Annotated in this window: 20 protein-coding genes; 8 read left to right on the top strand and 12 right to left on the bottom strand. The window is 73.5% G+C overall.

Annotated features, from left to right (window positions below; genetic code table 11):
- The first annotated feature begins 20 nt into the window (after window positions 1–20).
- From AB0M29_RS21980 to AB0M29_RS21970, 3 genes are all read left to right on the top strand, one after another.
- The gene (locus AB0M29_RS21980; protein ID WP_365384944.1) at window positions 21–1,016 is read left to right on the top strand and encodes a hypothetical protein; all 996 of its coding nucleotides are present in this window, start codon (window positions 21–23) and stop codon (window positions 1,014–1,016) included.
- A 134-nt stretch (window positions 1,017–1,150) separates the two neighbouring features.
- Window positions 1,151–2,548 (top strand): DUF3533 domain-containing protein, encoded by a 1,398-nt coding sequence (locus AB0M29_RS21975; protein WP_365384942.1) that lies wholly within the window; start codon window positions 1,151–1,153, stop codon window positions 2,546–2,548.
- Window positions 2,549–2,648: 100 nt separating this feature from the next.
- Window positions 2,649–3,737, top strand: coding sequence for a TAXI family TRAP transporter solute-binding subunit (locus AB0M29_RS21970; RefSeq protein WP_365384940.1), 1,089 nt, complete (start codon window positions 2,649–2,651; stop codon window positions 3,735–3,737).
- Window positions 3,738–3,785: 48 nt separating this feature from the next.
- Here AB0M29_RS21970 and AB0M29_RS21965 read toward each other — a convergent pair whose 3' ends face one another.
- Entirely contained in the window at window positions 3,786–5,237 is a 1,452-nt protein-coding gene (locus tag AB0M29_RS21965; protein ID WP_365384938.1) for a HAMP domain-containing sensor histidine kinase, read from the bottom strand.
- Window positions 5,238–5,255: 18 nt separating this feature from the next.
- The gene (locus tag AB0M29_RS21960) at window positions 5,256–6,023 is read right to left on the bottom strand and encodes a response regulator transcription factor (RefSeq protein WP_365384936.1); all 768 of its coding nucleotides are present in this window, start codon (window positions 6,021–6,023) and stop codon (window positions 5,256–5,258) included.
- A gap of 334 nt (window positions 6,024–6,357) precedes the next feature.
- Here AB0M29_RS21960 and AB0M29_RS21955 point away from each other — a divergent pair, with 334 nt between their 5' ends.
- Complete coding sequence (locus AB0M29_RS21955; RefSeq protein ID WP_365384934.1) at window positions 6,358–8,055, top strand: FAD-dependent monooxygenase; 1,698 nt, start codon at window positions 6,358–6,360, stop codon at window positions 8,053–8,055.
- Between the two features lie 82 nt (window positions 8,056–8,137).
- On the opposite strand, the gene recX is transcribed toward AB0M29_RS21955, so the two are convergent.
- From recX to AB0M29_RS21940, 3 genes are all read right to left on the bottom strand, one after another.
- Entirely contained in the window at window positions 8,138–8,722 is a 585-nt protein-coding gene (gene recX, locus AB0M29_RS21950) for a recombination regulator RecX (protein ID WP_365384932.1), read from the bottom strand.
- 4 nt (window positions 8,723–8,726) lie between these two features.
- Entirely contained in the window at window positions 8,727–9,878 is a 1,152-nt protein-coding gene (gene recA / locus AB0M29_RS21945; RefSeq protein ID WP_365384930.1) for a recombinase RecA, read from the bottom strand.
- 285 nt (window positions 9,879–10,163) lie between these two features.
- Entirely contained in the window at window positions 10,164–10,994 is an 831-nt protein-coding gene (locus AB0M29_RS21940; RefSeq protein ID WP_365384928.1) for a LysR family substrate-binding domain-containing protein, read from the bottom strand.
- 58 nt (window positions 10,995–11,052) lie between these two features.
- Here AB0M29_RS21940 and AB0M29_RS21935 point away from each other — a divergent pair, with 58 nt between their 5' ends.
- Entirely contained in the window at window positions 11,053–11,457 is a 405-nt protein-coding gene (locus tag AB0M29_RS21935) for a DUF5997 family protein (RefSeq protein WP_365384925.1), read from the top strand.
- A 10-nt stretch (window positions 11,458–11,467) separates the two neighbouring features.
- On the opposite strand, the gene AB0M29_RS21930 is transcribed toward AB0M29_RS21935, so the two are convergent.
- The 4 genes from AB0M29_RS21930 to AB0M29_RS21915 all read right to left on the bottom strand — a co-directional run bounded on the left by AB0M29_RS21930 (window position 11,468) and on the right by AB0M29_RS21915 (window position 13,662).
- Complete coding sequence (locus tag AB0M29_RS21930; protein ID WP_033173851.1) at window positions 11,468–11,662, bottom strand: DUF3046 domain-containing protein; 195 nt, start codon at window positions 11,660–11,662, stop codon at window positions 11,468–11,470.
- A 65-nt stretch (window positions 11,663–11,727) separates the two neighbouring features.
- Window positions 11,728–12,054 (bottom strand): AzlD domain-containing protein, encoded by a 327-nt coding sequence (locus tag AB0M29_RS21925; RefSeq protein ID WP_365384923.1) that lies wholly within the window; start codon window positions 12,052–12,054, stop codon window positions 11,728–11,730.
- On the bottom strand, window positions 12,051–12,785 hold the full coding sequence (locus AB0M29_RS21920) for an AzlC family ABC transporter permease (protein WP_365385106.1): 735 nt from the start codon (window positions 12,783–12,785) through the stop codon (window positions 12,051–12,053). The genes AB0M29_RS21925 and AB0M29_RS21920 overlap by 4 nt, the downstream gene beginning before the upstream one ends.
- A 25-nt stretch (window positions 12,786–12,810) precedes the next feature.
- Window positions 12,811–13,662, bottom strand: a complete 852-nt coding sequence (locus AB0M29_RS21915; protein WP_365384921.1) for an AraC family transcriptional regulator — start codon at window positions 13,660–13,662, stop codon at window positions 12,811–12,813.
- A 128-nt stretch (window positions 13,663–13,790) separates the two neighbouring features.
- Here AB0M29_RS21915 and AB0M29_RS21910 point away from each other — a divergent pair, with 128 nt between their 5' ends.
- Genes AB0M29_RS21910 through AB0M29_RS21900 form a run of 3 tightly spaced genes read left to right on the top strand, consistent with a single transcriptional unit; the run spans window position 13,791 to window position 20,134 of the window.
- A complete protein-coding gene (locus tag AB0M29_RS21910) occupies window positions 13,791–18,440 on the top strand; it encodes an ATP-dependent helicase (RefSeq protein ID WP_365384919.1) in 4,650 nt (1,549 codons plus the stop codon).
- A 59-nt stretch (window positions 18,441–18,499) separates the two neighbouring features.
- A complete protein-coding gene (locus tag AB0M29_RS21905; protein ID WP_365384917.1) occupies window positions 18,500–19,303 on the top strand; it encodes a DNA-formamidopyrimidine glycosylase family protein in 804 nt (267 codons plus the stop codon).
- Window positions 19,304–19,336: 33 nt separating this feature from the next.
- Complete coding sequence (locus tag AB0M29_RS21900; protein WP_365384915.1) at window positions 19,337–20,134, top strand: SDR family NAD(P)-dependent oxidoreductase; 798 nt, start codon at window positions 19,337–19,339, stop codon at window positions 20,132–20,134.
- Here AB0M29_RS21900 and AB0M29_RS21895 read toward each other — a convergent pair.
- From AB0M29_RS21895 to AB0M29_RS21885, 3 genes are all read right to left on the bottom strand, one after another.
- On the bottom strand, window positions 20,085–20,384 hold the full coding sequence (locus tag AB0M29_RS21895; protein ID WP_365384913.1) for a hypothetical protein: 300 nt from the start codon (window positions 20,382–20,384) through the stop codon (window positions 20,085–20,087). The two genes, AB0M29_RS21900 and AB0M29_RS21895, sit on opposite strands and share 50 nt — an antisense overlap.
- Before the next feature lie 142 nt (window positions 20,385–20,526).
- Window positions 20,527–20,997 carry a DNA starvation/stationary phase protection protein gene (locus AB0M29_RS21890; RefSeq protein WP_365384911.1) on the bottom strand — a complete coding sequence of 157 codons (471 nt, stop codon included), beginning with the start codon at window positions 20,995–20,997 and terminating at the stop codon, window positions 20,527–20,529.
- Between the two features lie 225 nt (window positions 20,998–21,222).
- The gene (locus AB0M29_RS21885) at window positions 21,223–21,624 is read right to left on the bottom strand and encodes a helix-turn-helix transcriptional regulator (RefSeq protein ID WP_365384909.1); all 402 of its coding nucleotides are present in this window, start codon (window positions 21,622–21,624) and stop codon (window positions 21,223–21,225) included.
- Between the last annotated feature and the right edge of the window lie 5 nt (window positions 21,625–21,629).

The following is a 21,629-nucleotide window of genomic DNA, read 5'->3' as shown; positions in this document are numbered from 1 at the left end:
CCACCACCGAAGGGATCGCCATGCGAGGCAAAGGCATCAACTACGACACCGGCTTCTCCCCCGGCGGCAAGGACTCCCGCCCCGGCTTCACCGCCCAGGCCGCCCGCGAGGAGATGCGGGTGATCGCCGAGGAGCTGCACTGCACGGCCGTACGGATCTCCGGCGGCGTTCCCGAGCGGCTGTCGGCGGCGGCGCGGGCCGCCGCCGAGGCCGGACTCGACGTGTGGTTCTCGCCGTTCCCCTGCGAGCTGGACACCGACGAGCTGCGGCCCTTCTTCGCCGACTGCGCGCGGCGCGCTGAGGAGATCCGCCGCAGCGAGGCGGTGCGCCGCGCCGGGTCCGAGGTCGTCCTCGTCCTCGGCTGCGAACTGACCCTCTTCGCCCACGGGTTCATCCCCGGGGCCACCGGATACGACCGGATCGCCGCGCTGACCTCAGGCGACCAGGACCTCTACCGGCGTATCCCGGAGATCGGCGCCGCGCTCGGGGCCTTCCTCGCGCGCTGCGCGGCCGACGCCCGCGAGGAGTTCGGCGGGCCGCTCACGTACGCCTCCGGTGTCTGGGAGCACGTGGACTGGACGCCCTTCGACTACGTCGCCGTCGACGCCTACCGCGACGCGCACAACGCCGGCACCTATGGTGACGAGATACGTGCCCATGTGCGGCACGGCAAGCCGCTGGTGGTGTCCGAGTTCGGCTGCTGCACCTACCAGGGCGCCGGTGACCGCGGCGGTCTGGGCTGGGCCATCACCAAGGACGGCCGGATCGACGGCGCCTATGTGCGCGACGAGGGCGAGCAGGTGCGCTATCTGCGGGAGCTGCTCGCGGTGTTCGAGGAAGCGGGCGTGGACAGCGCCTTCTGGTTCACCTTCGCCGGGTTCGGGCTCCCCCACCACCCCACGGACCCGGAGCTGGACCTGGACATGGCCGCGTACGGCGTCATGAAGGTGCTGGCGGACGGCGGCCAGGAGCCCAAGGAGGTCTTCCACGCCCTCGCGGACGCCTATCGCACGTGAGGGCGGGGGCAGGCCGCGACCTGCGCCGCGCCGACCGCTGCCCATGTCGGCGCCACGGTGTGCGCGGCGCATTACAGTGACCGCACATTCATGGCGATACCGCGGCATATCCGCCGACGTGAAGGGACGCATCCATGTCGCCGGAGGACACACCCGAGGACGGGTCCGGGGACGCGTCGAAGGGCCCGAGGAAGGGCTCATCGGAGGAGGCGCCCAGGGACGCGGCCGGGAGCGCGCCGGAGTCCCCCGGGCCGCCGGGCGGGACGCGGACGATCACCGCCCGCCAACTGCTCGGCAAGTGGCCGGTGTGGGCGTTCCCCGCGGTCCTGTCGACACTGGTCGCCTTCGTGCTGGCGCTGGTGTACGCCGGCGGTATCGCCGACCCCCAGGGGTCGGTGCGCAATCTGCCGGTGGCGCTGGTCAACCAGGACGCCGGGCAGCTCGGCGCCCAGTTCGTGCAGGGCATCGCCCATGCGCCCGACCCCCAGCACCGCGTGGCATGGAAGGTGCTGACCCCGGCCGGCGCCCAGGACGCCCTGGACTCCGGCAAGGTCTACGGCGCCATCGAGGTCCCCCCGGGCTTCACCGCCTCCCTGACGGCCATCATCAGCCCGCCCGCGGCCGCGTCGGGGAGCGGGAGCGCCGCCGTCCCCCGGCCGTACGTCCGGCTGCTGACGAACCCCGGAGCGGGCAGCCTGGCGTCCTCGCTGGCCGCCGGCGTCGAGCAGAAGGCGCAGCGCGCCGCCTCCAGGCAGCTCGGAGCGGATCTGGCCGGGCAGCTCCGCTCCACGGGGGCGCAGCCGACCACCGCCCAGCGGATGCTGCTGGCCGACCCGGTCTCCTCGGTGACGGCGCCGGGCCACCCGATCGGCGCGCGGACCGGGCTGGGGCTGACCGCCTTCTACTTCACGCTGCTGATCGTGATGTCCGGCTTCCTGGGCGCGAACATCATCAGCAACGGTGTGGACGCCGCGCTGGGGCACGCGCCGAGCGAGCTGGGCCCCTGGTGGCGCATGCGGTCCGCGGTGGCCATCAGCCGCACCCAGACGCTGCTGGCGAAGATGGTGATGTCGGCCGTCCTGTCGGTGGTGTCGGCCTCGGTGGTGGTGCTGGCCACCGCGGTGATCATCCGCCTGGACCTGCCGCACCTCTGGCAGCTCTGGGTGTTCTCGGTGTGCGCCAGCGCGATCGTGGGGCTGGGCGTACAGGCCCTCCTCGCGGCCTTCGGCGGCCTCGGGCAGATCGTGAGCATGTTCTTCTTCGTCGCCCTCGCCATCCCCTCCGCGGGCGCCACCGTCCCGCTGGAGGCCGTGCCCGGCTTCTACCGCTGGCTGGCCAGGTTCGAGCCGATGCGGCAGATCAGCGGCGGAGTGCGGGCGATCATCTACTTCGACGCGCGGGCCGACGCCGGGCTCGCCCGGGCCTGGGTGATGCTCGCCATCGGCCTGGTGATCTCCCTGGTCCTCGGCTTCGGCGTCACCCACTGGTACGACCGCCGCGGCCTGCACCGGGCGAATCCCCCAGCCGCGTGAGCGCGGGCGCCGCGCACCCCGCCCACTGACCGTCCCCCCGCCGTCACCTGCTGTGGACCGCCCTTCCCCGGATCGCCGCAGGCTGGCAGGATCCCCTCGCATGGACCTGTCCCACCTCGGCAGACGCCTCGCCGCCCGCCTGCGACGCCGGCTGGCCGGCCTCGTCGGCGCGGTCGGTGTGCGCGGCGCCCTGAGCCGGCTGAACGCCGACGCGCCCGGCGGGCGGCGGCGCCTGGTCCAGGTGCTGCTCGCCGCGGTGTCCGCGCTGGCGCTGCTCGTGTGGTGGCTGGTCCCCACCGGCGGGTCGTCGTACCCCAAGGCACCGCTCTCGCTGGCCACCGGCGTGGCCAACGGCGTCTACGAGAAGTACGGGCTCCTGCTGAAGAGCGACCTGCGGACCGCGCTGCCCGGTGTGCCGGTGAATCTGGTGCACACCCAGGGGTCCGTCGACAACATCAAGAGGGTCGTGTCCGGCCGGTCCGATTTCACGATCGCGGCGGCGGACGCGGTGGCCAACTACAACGGGCCGGGCAAGTCCGACCTGCGGGCCTGCGCCCGCCTCTACGACGACTACATGCAGCTCGTCGTACCGAGCGACTCCAAGGTGGCCTCGGCGCGCGACCTGCGCGGGCTGCGGGTCGGTGTGGGGCAGGCGGACTCCGGCGTCAACCTCATCACCCGGCGGCTGTTCGCCGCCGCCGGGCTGAACATGAGCAAGGACGTCACGGCGGTGCAGGTCGGCATCGACAAGGCGCCCCGGATGCTGCTCAGCGGCCAGCTCGACGCCTTCTTCTGGTCCGGCGGCCTGCCCACCGCCGCGGTGGCCGCGATGGCCACCCCCGTGGCGCGGATCAAGCTGGTGCAGCTCGGTGACCTGGTGGCGAAACTGCACAGCATGGGTCCGCAGATGGCGTACTACCGGCAGGCCGTGATGCCCGCCGACGCCTATCCAAAGGCTCAGAACGGGCAGGCGGTGGCGACCATCGCCGTGGCGAACCTGCTGGTCACCACCGACCGGGCCGACAACAACCTGGTGGAGCGGCTGACCCGAGCCGTCATCGACAGCCGGGACGCGATCGGCAAGAAGGTGCACGCGGCGCAGCTGGTGGACCTGCGTACCGCGGTGTTCACCGACCCGCTGCCGTTGCACGCGGGCGCGGCGCGCTACTACCGCTCGGTCAAGCCCTGAGCCGCACCTCTTGGCGTACGAAAACGGCGGGCGCCCTCCGCGCGGGCATCACCTGTAGGCGGCGGACGCGCTGCTCGGCACGGCGAGCGTGACCTCCAGGCCGTGCGGTTCGCGGTGGCTGTAGGTGATGGCGCCGCCGCCCTGGCTGAGCAGTGCGCGGGCGATGGAGAGGCCGAGCCCGGAACCGTGCACATTCTGGTGCCGGTTACTGCGCCAGAAGCGGTCGCCGATCCTGGCCAGCTCGTCCTCGGTGAGTCCGGGGCCGCTGTCGGCGACGGTGATCACCGCGTGCTCCGCGTCCACGCCGACCCGCACATGGACGACCTCACCATGGGGCGTGAATTTGATCGCGTTGTCGATCACCGCGTCCAGGGCACTGGAAAGGGCGACCGCGTCCGCCCACGCCACGACCTCCACGGGTTCGTCCACCGGGTCACCGAGGCCGGGCGCGGGCTCGGTGAACTCCACGACGGTGCCCGCCCGCTCGGCGACCGGGCGCCAGGATGCGGCGCGGGTACGGGCCAGCGCCGCGATGTCGGTGAGCGCGAGGTGCGTGCCCGCGTGCTCGGCCAGCGCCAGGCCGAGCAGGTCGTCGAGCACCTGGGCCAGCCGGTGGCCCTCCTCCTTCACCGACTCGGCCTCGGTGTGGCCGTCGGGCAGCTCCAGGCCGAGCAGTTCGATCCGCAGCAGCAGCGCCGCCAGCGGGTTGCGCAATTGGTGGGAGGCGTCGGCGACGAAGGCCCGCTGCTGTTCCAGCACTTCCTCGACGTTGTCGGCCATCTCGTTGAAGGACCGCACCAGGCGCCGTAGTTCCGGCGGCCCCCCTGCCGTGCCGACCCGGGACTTCATCCGGCCGGTGGCGATGTCGTGCGTGACCCGGTCCAGGGTGGCGACCGGCAGCAGCACCCAGCCGGTCAGCCGTACCGCGCACAGCACGGCGATCGCCATCGCGGCGAACTCGCCCGCCGCCAGCAGCAGCCAGCCGTGCAGGATGCGCGAGCGCAGCGCGCCGGTCGGCGACTCGGTGACGACCACCGCGACGACGTCGCCATCCCGCACGATCGGCGAGGCGATGGCGAGCTTGCGCCGCTGCCAGGGCCACACCTGCTGCGGGTCATGGGTGCGGCGGCCGAGCAGGGCGGAAAGGTAGGCGTCGTACAGCTCGCCCTCCTTGGGTACGCCCCAGCCCGCGGGGGACGCGGCCATGGCGGTACGGTCGCGGTAGAAGACACCCGCGCTGATGCCGTAGAGCTGCTGGTAGCGGGCGAGTTCGGTGCGCAGGGTGTGCAGCCGCTCGTCGTCCTCGCTGTCGACCGCGGTCTTCTCGTCCCGGGCGGTGACGTACTGCGCGAGCGCCGCGAAGCGGGTGGTGTCGTCGATCCGGTCGACGACGACACGCTGCTGCTGGGCCGCGGCCTGACTGGCGGCCAGCGGGAAGCCGAGGGCCAGCAGGACGCCGGCCATCAGCACGATGAGCAGCGGGAGCAGTCGAGAGCGCAAGACGCGGGCCCTGGCGGGTCAGCCGACCGGGACGACGAGCCGGTAGCCGACTCCCCGCACCGTCTCGATCATGGCCGGGGTCCGCAGTTTGGAGCGCAGTGACGCGACATGCACTTCCAGGGTGCGCCCCGTACCTTCCCACGCCGTACGCCACACCTCGCTGATGATCTGCTCGCGCCGGAAGACAACGCCCGGCCGCTTGGCGAGCAGGGCCAGCAGATCGAACTCCTTGCGGGTGAGCGCGATCAGGTCGCCGCCGACGGTGACGCGGCGGGTGGACAGCTCTATGGCGACCGGGCCGAGCATCAGTTGGGCGCTCTCCGGCGGGACCGGCTCCGGGGCGGGCGGGGCGGTGAGCACGCCGGTCCCGGTGACCGTGGGCCCGGCGGCGGGCTGCCCGGCGGGGCGGGGCGGCTGCAGCGGCGGGCGGCGGCTGACCGCGTGGATGCGCGCCAGCAGCTCCCCGGTGTCGTACGGCTTCACCACGTAGTCGTCGGCGCCCAGATTGAGGCCGTGGATGCGGGAGCGTACGTCGGACCGCGCGGTGACCATGATCACGGGCGTGGCGGTACGGCGCCGGATGCGGCTGCACACCTCGAAACCGTCCTGATCCGGCAGGCCGAGATCGAGCAGTACACAGTCGAAGCCGGGGCCCTCCGCGGGCAGCAGCGCCTGGATCGCCTCCTCGCCGCTGCGGGCGTGCCTGACCTCGAAGCCGTGCTTGCCGAGAACGGCGGAGAGGGCGGCGGCGACCCGGTCGTCGTCCTCCACGAGCAGCAGTCGCATGCGTAACCTCCTCTGTGTCCCCGATGAAGTTCTCCGGATCCTGTCGACCGAATCCACGCCGATCGGCACGGCGTGCGTCAAGTGCGTACCGGCCCGCACGCCGGACCGTTATCTACCCGGTACGCATCGGTGGCGCCAGGCGTCGCACGGGGCGTGGTGGACGGGTGCCGTCCGGACAGGCGCGGGGGCGCGGGCCGGGCGTGCGACCCGGGCGGGGCGCACGGGTGGGGCGCGCGGACCGGCGCACCGCGCCGAGGAAGGTCCGTCGCTTGACGTGGGCAGGCGCAGTGGGTTGCATACGCTTTGTGACCGCAATTCTTCCGGGAGCCGCACGATGGACCCGGTGATCGTCGCGGGGGCGGGTCCCGTGGGCCTGGCCCTCGCTCTCGCTCTGGCCCGCCGCGACGTCCCCGTCATCGTCCTCGACGAGGCCGAGACCCTCACCGACTCCGAGGAACTGCGACGCCCCCGCACCGCCGTTCTCGGCCCCGACACGGCCGCGCTCGTGGAGCGCCTGGGCTACTCCGGGATCCATGAGGACGGCGCCTCCTGGACGGCCTGGCGCACCCTGCGCCGCCGCTCCGAGGTGCTGCGGGTCGACTTCGGCGGTTCCGGGCCGATGTCCCCGGTGCACATCGCCCAGCACCGGCTGGAGCACGGCTTGCGGGAGGCGCTGCTGGCCTGCGGGGCGGTCCGGATGGTCGCGGGCTGCCGGGTGGACGCCTTCGAGCAGGACGAGCGCGGGGTCACCGTGCACACCCGCGGCGCGCACGACACCTGGTGGCGTGGCAGCTATCTGGTGGGCTGCGACGGTCCGCGGTCGACGGTACGCAAACTCCTGGGCGTCCGCTTCCCCGGCCGCACCTCGGTCGACCGGCACGCGGTGGCGGTACTCAGGACCGAACTGCCGGAACCGGGCGTGGCGCTGCTGCACCGTGATCCGCCGGGTGCGCCGGCCGGGCAGGAACTGACCGCCAGGCCGCTGCCCGACGGGCTGTGGCGGCTCGACTGGCTGCTGCCCACCCAGGGACGCCTGCTCACCTCCGACGCCCTCGTGGAGCGGCTGCGGGGCGCGCTGACCGCCTGGTGTGGCAGCGTCGTGCCGTACGAGCTGGTGGGCTCGGCCGACTACCCGGTGCACCAGCGCCTCGCCAGGCAGTGGCGCTTCCGCCGGGTCTTCCTCGCCGGTGACGCCGCGCACCTGATGGGCGCGCTCGGCACGCAGAGCGTCGAGGAAGGGCTGCGGGACGCCGAGAACCTGTCCTGGAAGCTGTCCCTCGCCTGGCACGACGGGGCCTCGAAGACCCTGCTCGACAGCTACGAAGCCGAACGGCGCGGCGCGGTCGGCGCCCGGTTGCGCGCCACCGACCAGGCCCTGCCGCTGCTGCGGGCCACCGGCGCGTGGCAGACCGTACGGCAGGTGGTGCTGTCCGGCTCGGGGCGCGGCCAGGCGGAGCTGCTGACCGACAGCCACCTCGGCCTGGGCTCCGCGGCCGCCTCGTCCGTCTACGGCCGCTCCCCGCTCACCCTGCCCGCGCCGCGTACGGGCGGCGGCAAGACCGGGGCGTCGCCCCTGGTCGCCGGGTGCGACACCCCGCCCGGCGGGTCGGTCTCCGATGTGCGGGTCACGGCGCTGGACGGCACCGTCGGACGGCTGCGCGACCGGCTCGGGCGTGGGCTGGTGGTGGTGCTGATCGCCCCGGGGACCGGTGTGTGGGACAGCCGCCACTGGCTGACGGCCGGGCTGATGCCCCGGCTGGCCTCGGCGGTCGCCGCGCTCCCGACCCCGGCGGAACTGCTCGTCGCCGAGACCTATCCGGGCGCGACCGCGCACAGTGTGCTGCTCATCCGCCCCGACGGGCGCCTGGTGACCGCCATGGTCGGCTGCCGCCCGGCAGAGCTCTACTCCTACGCCGACCTGGCCCGCGGCGGTCCCCCGGTGCCCGCGGGAGCCGACGACGGTGTGAACGACGCCGATGCCGAACCGGGTGGCGGTCCGGCGGAGGCACCGGTCAGCGGTCGCACCCGCTGACGCGGGGCGGTGGCGTGGCGCGCGGGTGCCGCCCGTGCGGTGGCGGTGGCCGTGCCGGTGGCGGCCGCGGTGGCCCTTGGTCTCACTGCCAGGGGTCGTCGAGGGCCGGGTAGGCGTCATCGTCGGAGTCCGCATCGGTGGCTTCGGCGGCGAGGGCGTCCCGGACCACCCTGAGGGCGAGGCCCTCCGAGTAGCCCTTGCGGGCGAGCATTCCGGCGAGGCGGCGGATCCGCTTGTCGCGCTCCAGGCCGCGGGTGCCGGGGAGCTTGCGGCGTACCAGGTCGCGGGCCGTCTCCTCCTCCTGCTCATGGTCGAGCAGGCCCACCGCTTCGTTCACCAACTCGGGCTCCACACCGCGATGGCGCAGCTCCTGGGCGAGTGCCCGGCGGGCCAGGCCCCGGCCGCGGTGCCTGGACTCCACCCATGAGTTGGCGAACGCCTGGTCGTCGATCAGCCCCACGTCCTGGAACCGCTCCAGGACGTGCTCGGCGACTTCCTCCGGGATCTCCCGCTTGCGCATCGCGTCGGCGAGCTGTCTGCGGGTGCGCGGAGTCCCGGTGAGCAGGCGCAGGCACAACGCCCGCGCCTGCTCCTCGGGATCGAGCGGCGGCTCTCGCGAGGCCCTCGACTCGGAAGAGCCGCCGCGCTCCTGGGACCTGCGCGCCATGGCGTCAGGCCTTGGCGGCAGTGACCTTGGCCGCCTTCGCGCCCTTCGGCGCCGGGACCTCGGCCTTGGGGGCGTCGGTCTTCGGGGCGTCGGTCTTGGCCGCCCCTGCCGCACCGGCCGCGTCAGCGCCGGGCTCCGCTCCGGGAGCCTCGACGGCCTTCGGCACGCCGACGCCGAGCTTCTCCTTGATCCGCTTCTCGATCTCGTCGGCCAGGTCGGGGTTGTCCTTGAGGAAATTGCGGACGTTTTCCTTGCCCTGGCCGAGCTGGTCGCCCTCGTAGGTGTACCAGGCGCCGGACTTGCGGACGAAGCCGTGCTCGACGCCCATGTCGATCAGGCCGCCCTCGCGGCTGATGCCGTGGCCGTAGAGGATGTCGAACTCGGCCTGCTTGAAGGGCGGCGCGACCTTGTTCTTGACGACCTTGACGCGGGTGCGGTTGCCGACCGCGTCCGTGCCGTCCTTGAGCGTCTCGATCCGGCGGATGTCGAGCCGGACGGAGGCGTAGAACTTCAGCGCGCGGCCACCGGTGGTGGTCTCCGGCGAGCCGAACATCACGCCGATCTTCTCGCGGAGCTGGTTGATGAAGATCGCGGTGGTCTTCGACTGGTTGAGCGCGCTGGTGATCTTGCGGAGCGCCTGGCTCATCAGACGGGCCTGCAGACCCACGTGCGAGTCGCCCATCTCGCCCTCGATCTCGGCCCGCGGCACGAGGGCTGCCACGGAGTCGATCACGATCAGGTCGATCGCGCCGGAGCGGACCAGCATGTCCACGATCTCCAGCGCCTGTTCGCCGGTGTCCGGCTGGGAGAGCAGGAGGTTGTCGGTGTCGACGCCGAGCGCCTTGGCGTAGTCGGGGTCGAGCGCGTGCTCGGCGTCCACGAACGCGACCGTGCCGCCCGCCTTCTGCGCGTTGGCCACCGCGTGCAGGGTGAGGGTGGTCTTACCGGAGGACTCCGGTCCGTAGACCTCCACCACACGGCCGCGCGGCAGTCCGCCGACGCCGAGCGCCACGTCCAGAGCGGTCGACCCGGTGGGGATGACTTCGATGGGGTCGTTCGGCCGGTCGCCCAGGCGCATGACCGCGCCCTTGCCGAACTGCCGTTCAATCTGCGCGAGCGCGGCGTCGAGCGCCTTGTCGCGGTCGTTTGCTGCCATGGGTTCCACCCGGGATGTCTGGTTCGATCGCTTCACGTCCACGACGCTAGCGCGTGCCACTGACAATGCGCCCGGACGTCGTCCCGGGCTGTGGATAACTCGGGCGGGAGACCGCGCTTCCGCCGGTGCTTCCGCCGCGGAAATCCGCCCGATACCCCCATAAGAATGGATGTTCGATTTTTGTGTCAAGCGACCCGCCGAAGCACCGGCGCGGCGGGTACGAGGGTGGTATGGGGGCCTCAGGACGCGGTGGGGCGAGCCGGACGGGACGCGGCCGACACCGTCCTACGACCGCCCGCGGGGCTTGCCGCGCCTGCCGCCCTTGGGGCTGCCCGAGCCGCCGGAGCCGCTCCGCGGGTTCCTGCCGGTCGGTTTGCCGGACGACTTCCCCGAGGTCTTGCCGGACGAGGCGGACGCCTTGCCCGACGACTTCCCGGGTGCGGGCTTGCGCTGTGCGCCGCCCGCCTTGTCCGCGCGCTTGCCCTTCGGCTGCGGCGGGGTCGGCGGGCGGCCCCGCGTGCTGTTGACGGTGCGCCCGCGGACGATCCCGATGAACTCCTCCACCAGGTCGGTGGTCTTCTCCTCGGGCCACGACAGCGCCACGCGCGACCCGGGGGCGTCCGCGACCGGGCGGTAGGTGAGGTCCCTGCGGTGGTGCAGGCGGGCGAGCGACTGCGGGACCACGAGCAGCCCGATCCCGGCGGCCACCAGCTCGACGGCGTCCGCCGTCGTGGCGGGGCGCTCGTTCGCGGGCAGGCCCGGCGGCCGTTCCCAGTCCAGGGTGTCGTCGAGGGGATGCAGCACGATCTCGTCGGCCAGGTCCGCCGCCGACACCTCCTCGGCCGCCGCCACGAGGTGGTCCTTCGGGACCACGACGACGGTCGTCTCCACGTAGAGCGGGATCGCGCTGAGGTCCGTCCGGTCGATCGGCAGCCGGACGAACCCGGCGTCGGCGGCGCCGTCCCGCAGCAGGTCGGAGGCCTCACCGGCGGGCACCGCGACAAGGGTCAGCGGGACCTCTGGCAGCCGCTCGTTCCAGATCCGCACCCATTTGGCGGGTGTCACTCCCGGCACGTACGCGAGCCGGAACGACGGGGGCGTTTCGGAGTCTGTCACGCGGCCAGGTTACCGACCGTGGTCGGGAGGCGCGCACACGCTCGATACCCTTGACGTCATGACGTCGCACCAGACCACCCAGACGATGAAGCCCGCTACCGCGGCGAAGAAGCTGGGTGTGTACCTCGAGGCCACCCCCGCCGAGTTCCGGGAGGGCGTGGTCTCGCGCGCCGAGCTGAACGCCCTGCAGGCCGATCCGCCCGAGTGGCTGCAGGAGCTGCGCCGCAACGGCCCGCACCCCCGGCCCGTGGTCGCGGCGAAGCTGGGTGTCTCCATCGCCGGGCTCGCGCGCGGCGGGGTCGCCGACGCCCTCACCACGGAGCAGATCGAGGAGCTGAAGCAGGAGTCCCCGGAGTGGCTGCAGAAGGAGCGCGCCACCCAGGCCGAGGTCCGCAAGGAAGCGGTGCGCATCAAGGAGCGGAACGCAGCCCGCGCCGAGCAGGGCCGCGGCCCGCGTTCCTGATCCGGCCGGCTCAGCGCCGGGCGGCGGGGACGTCCATCGCGGCGCAGACGGCGCGCCAGACGTCCTTGGCCTCCCAGCCGTCGTCCAGCGCCTGGTGCACCGTACGGCCGCCGAGTTCGGCCATCACATGGTCACGTGCGAAGGAGTCGGCATAGGCGTCGCCGAAGTGCGCGCGCATCCGCTCCCAGAAAATCGTCAACCGCATGACGGCAAGTATCCCGCGCCGGTGGGGCGAGCCGTCGCGCGGGAGGCGCCTTCCGGGACCGCGCCTCACATCCCGGCGAATGCCCGTACGGCCGCTGTCACCAGCACCGCCGCCGCGATCACCACCAGGAAGGGTGCCCGCAGCAGCAGGGCCACGGCAGCCGCCGCCAGACCCGCCGACCTCGCGTCGACCGCCAGGCGCAGCCCGCTGGTGCCGAACGTCTGCAGTGCGGTGAGCGCGGCGAGCAGCGCGATCGGCACCAGGGCCGCGAGCCGCTTGACCAGGGGGCGTTCCAGCAGCCCCGCGGGGACGGACAGGCCCAGCAGTTTGACCCCGTAGCAGCCGATCGCGGTGACGCCGATCGCCACCCAGGTGCTCGCGCCGCCGCTCATTTCGTCACTCCTTGTCGTGGGTCCGGTGCGTCCTTCGCCGGGCGGTTCCTGGTGGCGGCCAGGGCGAGCGGCGCCGCCAGGGCCGCGACCAGTACGGGGACCCCCGCGGGCAGCAGGGGCAGGCAGACCAGGGCGAGCAGCACCGCGAGGGCGGCCACCACGCGCTCGGTGCGGCCCTTGACCATCGGGGCCAGCAGTGCCAGGAAGACCGCGGGGCCCGCCGCGTCGAGGCCCCAGGCCGCCGGGTCGCCGAGCGCGGAGGCGCCCAGCGCGCCGAGCAGGGTGGTGAGGTTCCACAGCGCGTAGAGGCTCGCCCCGGTGACGGTGAACCCCAGCCGGGCGCTGCGGGTGTCCTTGTGCGCCAGTGCGACGGCGGAGGTCTCGTCGATCACCCATTGCGCGGCCAGCGGCCGCAGCGGCGCGGGCAGCCGCAGGAGCTGCGAGAGCCGCAGCCCGTAGAAGGCGTTGCGCGTGCCCAGGAAGAAGGCGCCGGCCGCCGCGGCGAAGGGGTTGCCGCCCGAGCCGAGCGCGCTGACCAGGGCGAACTGCGAGGCGCCGGTGAAGACCAGCAGGGACAGGGCGCAGGTCTGCAGGAGTCCGAGTCCGGCGCCCGCCGAGGTCACGCCGAAGGCGAAGCCGGAGAGCCCGACGGCCACGCCCACACCGAGGGCGTCGCGGACGACCTGGGAGCGGGCGCCGGGGGCGTCCCGGTCGGTGGTCGGAGGAGGTATCGCTGGTGCGGTCACACGGACGAGGCTAGGGAGCGGCGGGCGGCGGGTCTTGTACGTTCTTGCGCTCGCGCTGGTAGGCACCCGGCGGGACGCCGACGATACGGGTGAAGTGCCGGTTGAGGTGCGGCTGGTCGGTGAAGCCGACGGTGGCCGCGGTGTCGGCGGGGGTGACGCCCTGTTCCAGGAGGCGGCGGGCGGTCCGGACGCGCGCGCCGGTGAGCCAGGCGTGCGGCGGCAGGCCGTAGGCGTTCTTGAAGGCGCGCAGCAGCGCGAACGGTGTGGTGCCGACCTCGGCTGCGAGCTGTTCCAGGCTGGGCGGGTCGGTGAGCCGTGCCGCCAGCAGGTCGCGGGCCCGGGCCGCGGCGCCGGGTCCGCCGCCGGCGGCCCGGCCGGGCGCCGCGGGCGAGGAGCCGTGCCGGGCCAGCAGCCGGGCGACGACCATGCGCAGAAACGTGTCGGCGGCGAGCGCGTTGTCGTGTTCCGCGGCGCGGTGGACGTCGGCGATCATGCCCGCGGTGGCGGGGTCGTCGAGGACGGAGGCGTTGAACCAGGGGGTGCCGCGCAGTGACGAGGTCTCGGCGGCCACGGCCGCGACGACTTCGGGGGCCGGGTAGAGCACCCGGTAGCTCCAGCCCTCCTCGGCGCCCGCGTAGGCGGTGTGCGGTGTCTCGGGGTTGATCAGGACGACGTCGCCCGGTCCCGCGCGGGTCGCCCCGTCCGGCAGCCCGATGCCCTCGACGCCGGAGGTGACCGCCGCGATGACGTAGCCGTCGTGGGCGTGCCGGGTGAAGGTGTGCCATACGTAGCGGGCCCGCAGCAGGTCGACGCCCGGCAGCCCGGGGTGCTCCCAGTGTCTCGCCTGCTCACGTGCCGCCATGGGCCTATTGTGACCCGGCGACGCGGTGTCACGCGGCCGGGTTTTCCGCCCCGGCGTCGGGACTGGTCGGGACCGCCTCAGGCGAGTTATCCACAGGCTGCCCGGCGATGTCGGTGGGGCGAGGCAGGATGGATGGCATGTCTCGACGAAGCAGCCTCGACACGTTCACCCCCGCCACCCGCGCGTGGTTCACGGGGGCGTTCAGCGAGCCCACCGCGGCCCAGGACGGGGCGTGGACGGCCATCGCCGAGGAGTCGGACGTCCTGGTCGTGGCGCCGACCGGATCGGGCAAGACGCTTGCGGCGTTCCTGGCCTCGCTGGACCGGCTGGCGAGCACCCCGCCGCCGGCCGAGTCCAGGCGCCGCTGCCGGGTCCTCTACATCTCGCCGCTGAAGGCGCTGGCGGTGGACGTGGAGCGCAATCTGCGCGGGCCGCTCGCGGGATTGCGGCAGGAGTCGGTGCGCCTCGGGCTGCCGGAGCCGGAGGTGCGGGTCGGGATCAGGTCGGGGGACACTCCCCCGGCCGAGCGGCGGGCCCTGGTCACCCGGCCGCCGGACATCCTCATCACCACCCCCGAGTCGCTCTTCCTGATGCTCACCTCCGCCGCCCGGGAGGCGCTGAGCGGGGTGGAGACGGTGATCCTCGACGAGGTGCACGCGGTGGCGGGCACCAAGCGCGGCGCGCACCTGGCGCTGTCGCTGGAGCGGCTCGACGAGATCCTGGACCGGCCCGCCCGCCGGATCGGGCTGTCGGCGACCGTGCGGCCGGTGGAGGAGATCGCCCGCTATCTGTCGCCGCGCCGCAAGGTGACGATCGTGCAGCCGCCGTCGCAGAAGGAGTTCGACCTGTCGGTGGTCGTGCCCGTGGAGGATCTGGGCGAGCTGGGCGGCTCCCCGGTCGCCGAGCACAGCGGACCGGCGGCCGGGCCGGCGGAGCGCCCGTCGATCTGGCCGCATGTCGAGGAGCGGGTCGCCGACCTGGTGCAGGCGCACCGCTCGACCATCGTGTTCGCCAACTCCCGCCGCCTGGCGGAGCGGCTGTGCAACCGGCTCAACGAGATCGGGTACGAGCGGGCGGAGGGCGAGGCGCTGCCGGAGGCGCACTCCCCCGCCGAGATCATGGCCGAGTCGGGGGCGGCCCGCGGCGCCCCGCCGGTGCTGGCCCGCGCGCACCACGGTTCGGTGTCGAAGGAGCAGCGCGCCCTGGTCGAGGAGGACCTCAAGGCGGGACGGCTGCCCGCGGTCGTGGCCACCTCCAGTCTCGAACTGGGCATCGACATGGGCGCGGTCGACCTGGTGGTGCAGGTGGAGTCACCGCCGTCGGTCGCCTCCGGGCTGCAGCGCGTCGGCCGGGCCGGGCACCAGGTGGGGGCGGTCTCCAAGGGGATCGTCTTCCCCAAGTACCGCGGCGACCTGGTGCAGTCCGCGGTGGTCACCGAGCGGATGCGCCAGGGGGCGATCGAGGCACTGCGGGTGCCCGCGAACCCGCTGGACGTGCTGGCCCAGCAGATCGTGGCGATGACCGCGCTGGACACCTGGGACGTGGACGAGCTGCTCGCCGTGGTGCGCCGCGCGGCGCCCTTCGCCGCGCTGCCGCACTCGGCGTACACCGCGGTGCTCGACATGCTGGCGGGGCGCTACCCGTCGGACGCCTTCGCGGAGCTGCGGCCGCGCCTGGTGTGGGACCGGGTGGCGAACACGGTCGCCGGGCGGCCCGGCGCCCAGCGGTTGGCCGTCACCTCGGGCGGCACCATTCCCGACCGCGGGCTGTTCGGCGTCTTCCTCGCGGGGGCCGACCCCAAGAAGGGCGGCGGCCGGGTCGGGGAGCTGGACGAGGAGATGGTCTATGAGTCCCGGGTCGGGGACGTCTTCACCCTGGGCACCACCTCGTGGCGGATCGAGGACATCACCAGGGACCGGGTGCTGGTGTCGCCCGCGCCCGGCGTCCCGGGCAGGCTGCCGTTCTGGAAGGGCGACCAGCTCGGGCGTCCGCTCGAACTCGGCCGGGCGCTGGGCGCGTTCCTGCGCGAGGTGGGCGCGCTGGCACCCGAGCGGGCCAGGGAGCGGCTGTCGGCGGCCGGGCTCGACACCTGGGCCACGGACAATGTGCTGGCGTATCTGGCCGAGCAGCGGCAGGCGTGCGGCCATGTGCCGGACGACCGGACGATCGTGGTGGAGCGGTTCCGTGACGAGCTGGGCGACTGGCGGGTGGTCATCCACTCCCCCTTCGGCGCCCAGGTGCACGCCCCGTGGGCGCTGGCGCTGGGGGCCAGGCTCCAGGAGCGGTACGGCCTGGACGCCCAGGCGATGCACGCCGACGACGGGATAGTGCTGCGGCTGCCCGACGCCGAGCTGATGGGCCTGGATCTGCTGGACTCCGATCCGGCGCTGCGCGGCGCGGAGTTCGACCCCGAGCAGTCGCCGGTCGGGGCCGCCGACGTCGCCTTCGACAAGGGCGAGGTCGAGCAGCTCGTCACCGACCAGGTGGGCGGCTCTGCGCTGTTCGCCTCCCGGTTCCGCGAGTGCGCCGCCCGCGCGCTGCTGCTGCCGCGCCGCAACCCCGGCAAGCGCACCCCGCTGTGGCAGCAGCGCCAGCGCGCTTCCCAACTGCTGCAGGTCGCCTCCGAGTACGGCTCGTTCCCGATCGTCCTGGAAGCCGTCCGCGAGTGCCTGCAAGACGTCTTCGACGTGCCGGGTCTGGTCGAGCTCATGGGGGACATCGAGGCCCGCCGGGTCCGGCTGGTGGAGGTCACCACCCCGGAGCCGTCGCCCTTCGCCCGCTCCCTGCTCTTCGGCTATGTGGCGCAGTTCCTGTACGAGGGCGACTCGCCGCTGGCGGAGCGGCGGGCCGCGGCGCTGTCGCTGGACTCGCGGCTGCTGGCGGAGCTGCTGGGCCAGGCGGAGCTGCGGGAGCTGCTGGACGCCGGGGTGCTCGCCGGACTGGACACCGAGCTGCAGTGGCTGACCGAGGACCGCCACATCAAGGACGCCGAGGGGGTCGCGGACCTGCTGCGGCTGCTCGGTCCGCTCACCGACGCCGAGTTGGCGGTGCGCGGGGCGCGGCCGGAGTGGGCGGCGGAGCTGGAGTCGGCGCGGCGGGCGATCCGGGTGCGGCTGGCCGGGGCGGAGCACTGGGCGGCGGTGGAGGACGCCGGGCGGCTGCGGGACGCGCTCGGTACGGCGCTGCCGGTGGGTGTGCCGGTGGCGTTCACCGAGCCGGTCAAGGACCCGCTGGGCGACCTGCTGGCGCGGTATGCCCGGACGCACGGCCCGTTCACCACGGGTGAGGCGGCGGCGCGGTTCGGTCTGGGGTCCGCGGTGGTGGACGGGACGCTGCACCGGCTGACGGCGGCGGGCCGCACCGTGCAGGGTGAATTCCGGCCCGGCGGGGCGGGCCAGGAGTGGTGCGACGCGGGGGTGCTGCGCAGGCTGCGGCGGCGTTCGCTGGCCGCGCTGCGGCAGGAGCTGGAGCCGGTGCCGCCCGCCACGCTGGGGGTCTTCCTGCCCCAGTGGCAGCATGTGGGCACCCATTCGCTGCGCGGCATGGACGGGCTGGCGCGGGCGATCGAGCAGTTGCAGGGCGCCGCGGTGCCCGCGTCGGCCCTGGAGAAGCTGGTGCTCCCGTCGCGGGTGACGGGGTACGCGCCGGCGATGCTGGACGAGTTGACGGCGTCCGGGGAGGTGCTGTGGGCGGGTGCGGGCGCCCTGCCGGGCAAGGACGGCTGGGTCTCGCTCTATCTCGCCGACAGCGCCCCGCTGCTGCTTCCCGCGCCGCAGCCGCTGGAGTTGTCGCCGCTGCACGAGGCGGTGCTGTCGGCGCTGTCCGGGGGGTACGGGCTCTTCTTCCGGCAGATCGCCGAGCAGGTGCGGGCCGCCGGGCTGGAGGCCGGCGATCCCCAACTGGCCGACACCGTATGGGATCTGGCCTGGTCGGGCAGGCTCACCAACGACACCCTGTCGCCGCTCAGGGCGCTGCTCGGTTCCGGCCGCACCGCGGGGTCGACCGCGCATCGGGCGCCGCGTGCGGTCCCCCGCGGCAGGTACAGCTCGCTGGCGCGGGCGCCGCGGGCCACGGCGTCGCGTACCGGCCCGCCGACCACCGCGGGGCGCTGGTCGCTGGTCCCGGTGTCCGAGCCCGATCCCACACTGCGGGCGCACGCGCTCACCCACACCCTGCTGGACCGGCACGGCGTGGTCACCCGGGGCGCGGTGGCCGCCGAGGGGGTCTCGGGCGGCTTCTCGGCGGCGTATCGGGTGCTGGCCGCGTTCGAGGAGACGGGGCAGGCGCGGCGCGGCTATGTGGTGGAGGGGCTGGGAGCGGCGCAGTTCGCGATGGACGGCGCCGTGGACCGGCTGCGCGCGCTGAGCACCGCCCGCGAGCGCGAGGAGGAGCACACCCACCGCAGCCGCGCGGTGGTGCTCGCCGCCGCCGACCCGGCCAACCCGTACGGCGCCGCGCTGCCCTGGCCCGAGCAGCCCGCGGGCGTCACCCACAGGCCGGGGCGCAAGGCGGGCGCCCTGGTCGTCCTGAGCGACGGCGAGCCCGCGCTCTACGTCGAGCGCGGCGGCAAGACGCTGCTGGCCTGGCCCGTGGACGAGATACGCCTGCAGGCGGCTGTAGACGCTCTCGCCCTGGCGGTCCGGGAGGGCGCGCTCGGCCGCCTGACGGTGGAGCGCACCAACGGCGAGTCCGCCCTGACCTCCCCCCTCGGCACCGCCCTGGAAGCCGCGGGCTTCCACCCCACCCCGCGCGGCCTCCGCCTGCGCGACGGCGGATAGGGCCTGGCGGCCGGGCCCCTCCGGCGGTTGCCCGGCTGCCGGGGCGGCATGATGGAGGGGTGCCTGAAGGAGACACGGTCTGGCTGACCGCGCACCGGTTGAACGAGGCCCTGGCGGGGCGGGCGCTGGTGCGGGCGGATCTGCGGGTGCCGCGGTTGGCGACGGTCGATCTGGCGGGGCGGCAGGTGCTGGAGGTGGCACCGCGGGGCAAGCATCTGCTGACCCGGATCGAGGGCGGTCTGACGCTGCACTCGCATCTGCGGATGGACGGCTCCTGGCATCTCTACGCGCCCGGCGAGCGCTGGCGCGGAGGGCCCCCGCACCAGGTCAGGGCGGTGCTGGAGACGGCGGAGCGGACCGCTGTCGGGTACCGGCTGCCGGTGCTCGCGCTGCTGCCGACCGCCGAGGAGCAGGATGTGGTCGGGCATCTCGGCCCTGACCTGCTCGGTCCCGGATGGGACCCGGTCGCGGCGCTGGAGCGGCTGGCCGCCGACCCCGGCCGCCCGGTCGGCGAGGCGCTGCTCGACCAGCGCAATCTCGCCGGGATCGGCAACGTCTATGTGGCGGAGCTGTGCTTCCTGCGCGGGGTGACGCCCTGGACGCCGTACGGGGAGGTGGCGGCGCCGGAGCGGCTGGTGGCGCTGGCCAAGCGGCTGCTGAAGGCCAACAAGGCGCGCCCCGGCCACATCACCACCGGCGACACGCGGCGCGGCCGTACGCACTGGGTGTACGACCGGGCGCACCGGCCGTGCCTGCGCTGCGGGACCCCGGTCAGGACCGGCGAGCACGGCGCGCCGGAGCAGGCCCGGGTGGCGTACTGGTGCCCGCGCTGCCAGAAAGGTCCTTCCCCGCACGGCAATTGACGCACCGTCAGAAGTGGTCGTACGGTCAGGTCCATGACCACCACGGCGTACGACCTCAGTGGGCGGGTCGCCCTGGTCACCGGAGCGGCCAGCGGGATCGGCCGGGCCAGCGCGCGGTCACTGGCGGGGGCAGGCGCGTTGGTGGTGTGCGCCGACCGGGACGGGCCGGGCGCGCGCGAGACGGTCGCGCTGATCGAGAAGGCGGGCGGCAGCGCGGAGGCGAGGACCCTCGACGTCACCGACAAGGCGGCCATCGCGCGGACGGTGGCGGACATCGTCCAGGACCACGGCGGCCTGGACGTACTAGCCGCGGTGGCGGGGATCATGCACAGCAGCGGTGTGCTCGACACCGCCGACGAGGATCTGGACCGGGTGCTCGCCGTCAACTTCCGCGGTGTGCTGCACTGCGCCCAGGAGGCGGCCCGCGCGATGGCCGACCGCGGTGGCGGCAGCATCATCACCATGGCCTCGGGCGCCATCGACACCGGCGCGCGCGGCCTGCTCTGCTACAGCGTCTCCAAGGCGGCCGTCGTACAGCTCACCAAGACGCTGGCCACCGAACTGGGGCCGCTCGGCATCCGGGCCAACACCGTCGCGCCCGGCTTCATCCGCACCCCGATGACCCAGCACTACGGCACCGGCGCGGACGGGGTGTTCGACGAGTTGGCGCAGGCCCGGGCGGAGGAGTCGCTGGCGCGGATGTCCCCGCTCGGCCGGGTCGGGCTGCCCGAGGACGTGGCGCCCGCGGTGCTCTTCCTCGCCTCCGACGCGTCGGCGTTCGTCACCGGCCAGATCGTCCGGCCCAACGGCGGAGTGTCCATGCCCTGGTAGGGCGTATGCGGGCGAGCCCGCCCTTCGGTACGGCGTGCAGGGGTATGAGCCCGAGGCCCCAGCCGCCCGCGGCCACCGCGCCTTCCCAGGCGCCCGTACCGTCCGGCCGCACCGCGAGCCGCAGCACCGCCCACCACCACAGGGCGCCGGCGGCGAGCGCGAAGCACGCCCCGCCCCAGCGGACCGCCCGCCGCGCACCCCGCACGCCTTGCCCGTTCTTCGGGCCCCGAGGATTCCGGAGTGCACGCATGACCGCCGCCTCCTCCTTCGGACTCCCAGATCGCCGCGGAAGCCCCGGGGGGACTCCCGTACTCAGGTGCGATGCCCCGGCCGTGTGATCACTCGGGTCTGGGCCCGGACGACGTTCACCCGAATGGGGGAATTCTGGGCGGTCAGGCGTTCTCCGCCTGGAACATCCAGTGGAACTTCTCCAGATCCGCGGTGATCCCGATGATGATGTCCTGGCTGACCGGGTCCGGCTGCTCGGTGGCCCCGATGCGTTCACGCATCCGGGTGATCGTGGCGTCGAGGGCGGCGACCATGATCTCGACCACCTCGGTGTCCTTGACCCAGCCGTCGGTCACGGTGTCGATGCCGCTCGTGCTGGCCACGGTGCCCGGCCGCCCGTCAGGGGTCACGCCGATCGCCGAGGCGCGCTCCGCGACGGTGTCGGAGTGCAGCCGAGCGGTGTCCACGACCTCGTCGAGCTGCAGGTGGATCGAGCGGAAGCGCGGCCCGATCACGTTCCAGTGCACCTGCTTGGCGAGCAGTGAGAGGTCGATCAGGTCCACCAGCGCGCCCTGCAGGGCGTCGCCCGTGGTCTTGCGGTCCTGGTCGGACAGCGGGCTCTTCACGACAGTCATGCGGTTCTCTCCTAGCGGATAGACACCATCAGAATCGTTTCTCCCCCGTCGGCCCTTCTCCGCCTACCCTCTCCCGGCGTCGTACACATGGCAAAGCGACGACTGACGTGCGAACCCGGCAGAAATGCGCACGGGACGGCGGGCGGGAACGCGACCGCCGCCACGGGAAAAACGCGGCCCCCGCCGGGAAATCCCGGCGGGGGCCGCGGTCGGACTCGTGGGCGGTCAGGCGGCGACGACGTCGACCGCTTCCGCCGATTTCTTGGGCGCCTTGATGGTGATCCGTTCGTCCGGACTGGAAGCCACGGATGTGACGGATGTGACAGACGTGACCGCGCCCAGCAGGGGCCGCATCGGCGCGGCAGTGGTCTCGGACGCCGCGGAATCTGCCAGCTCGGCGAGCGACAGATCATCGCTGACCTCGCGCATCACCTCGGACATCGGTACGTCCAAGGCATCGCAGATCGCCGAGAGCAGCTCGGACGACGCCTCTTTCTGCCCCCGTTCGACCTCCGACAGATAGCCCAGGGAAACCCGGGCGGACGAAGAGACCTCACGCAGGGTGCGGCCCTGGCGCTGGCGCTGCCGACGCAGCACGTCACCAAGCAGGCGACGGAGCAGGATCATCGGTG

Source organism: Streptomyces sp. NPDC051976 (assembly GCF_040680795.1).
In the GTDB taxonomy this organism is placed as follows: Bacteria; Actinomycetota; Actinomycetes; order Streptomycetales; family Streptomycetaceae; genus Actinacidiphila.
The sequence above is the reverse complement of the archived record's forward strand: the minus strand, read 5'-3'. Positions and strand labels throughout refer to the sequence as shown.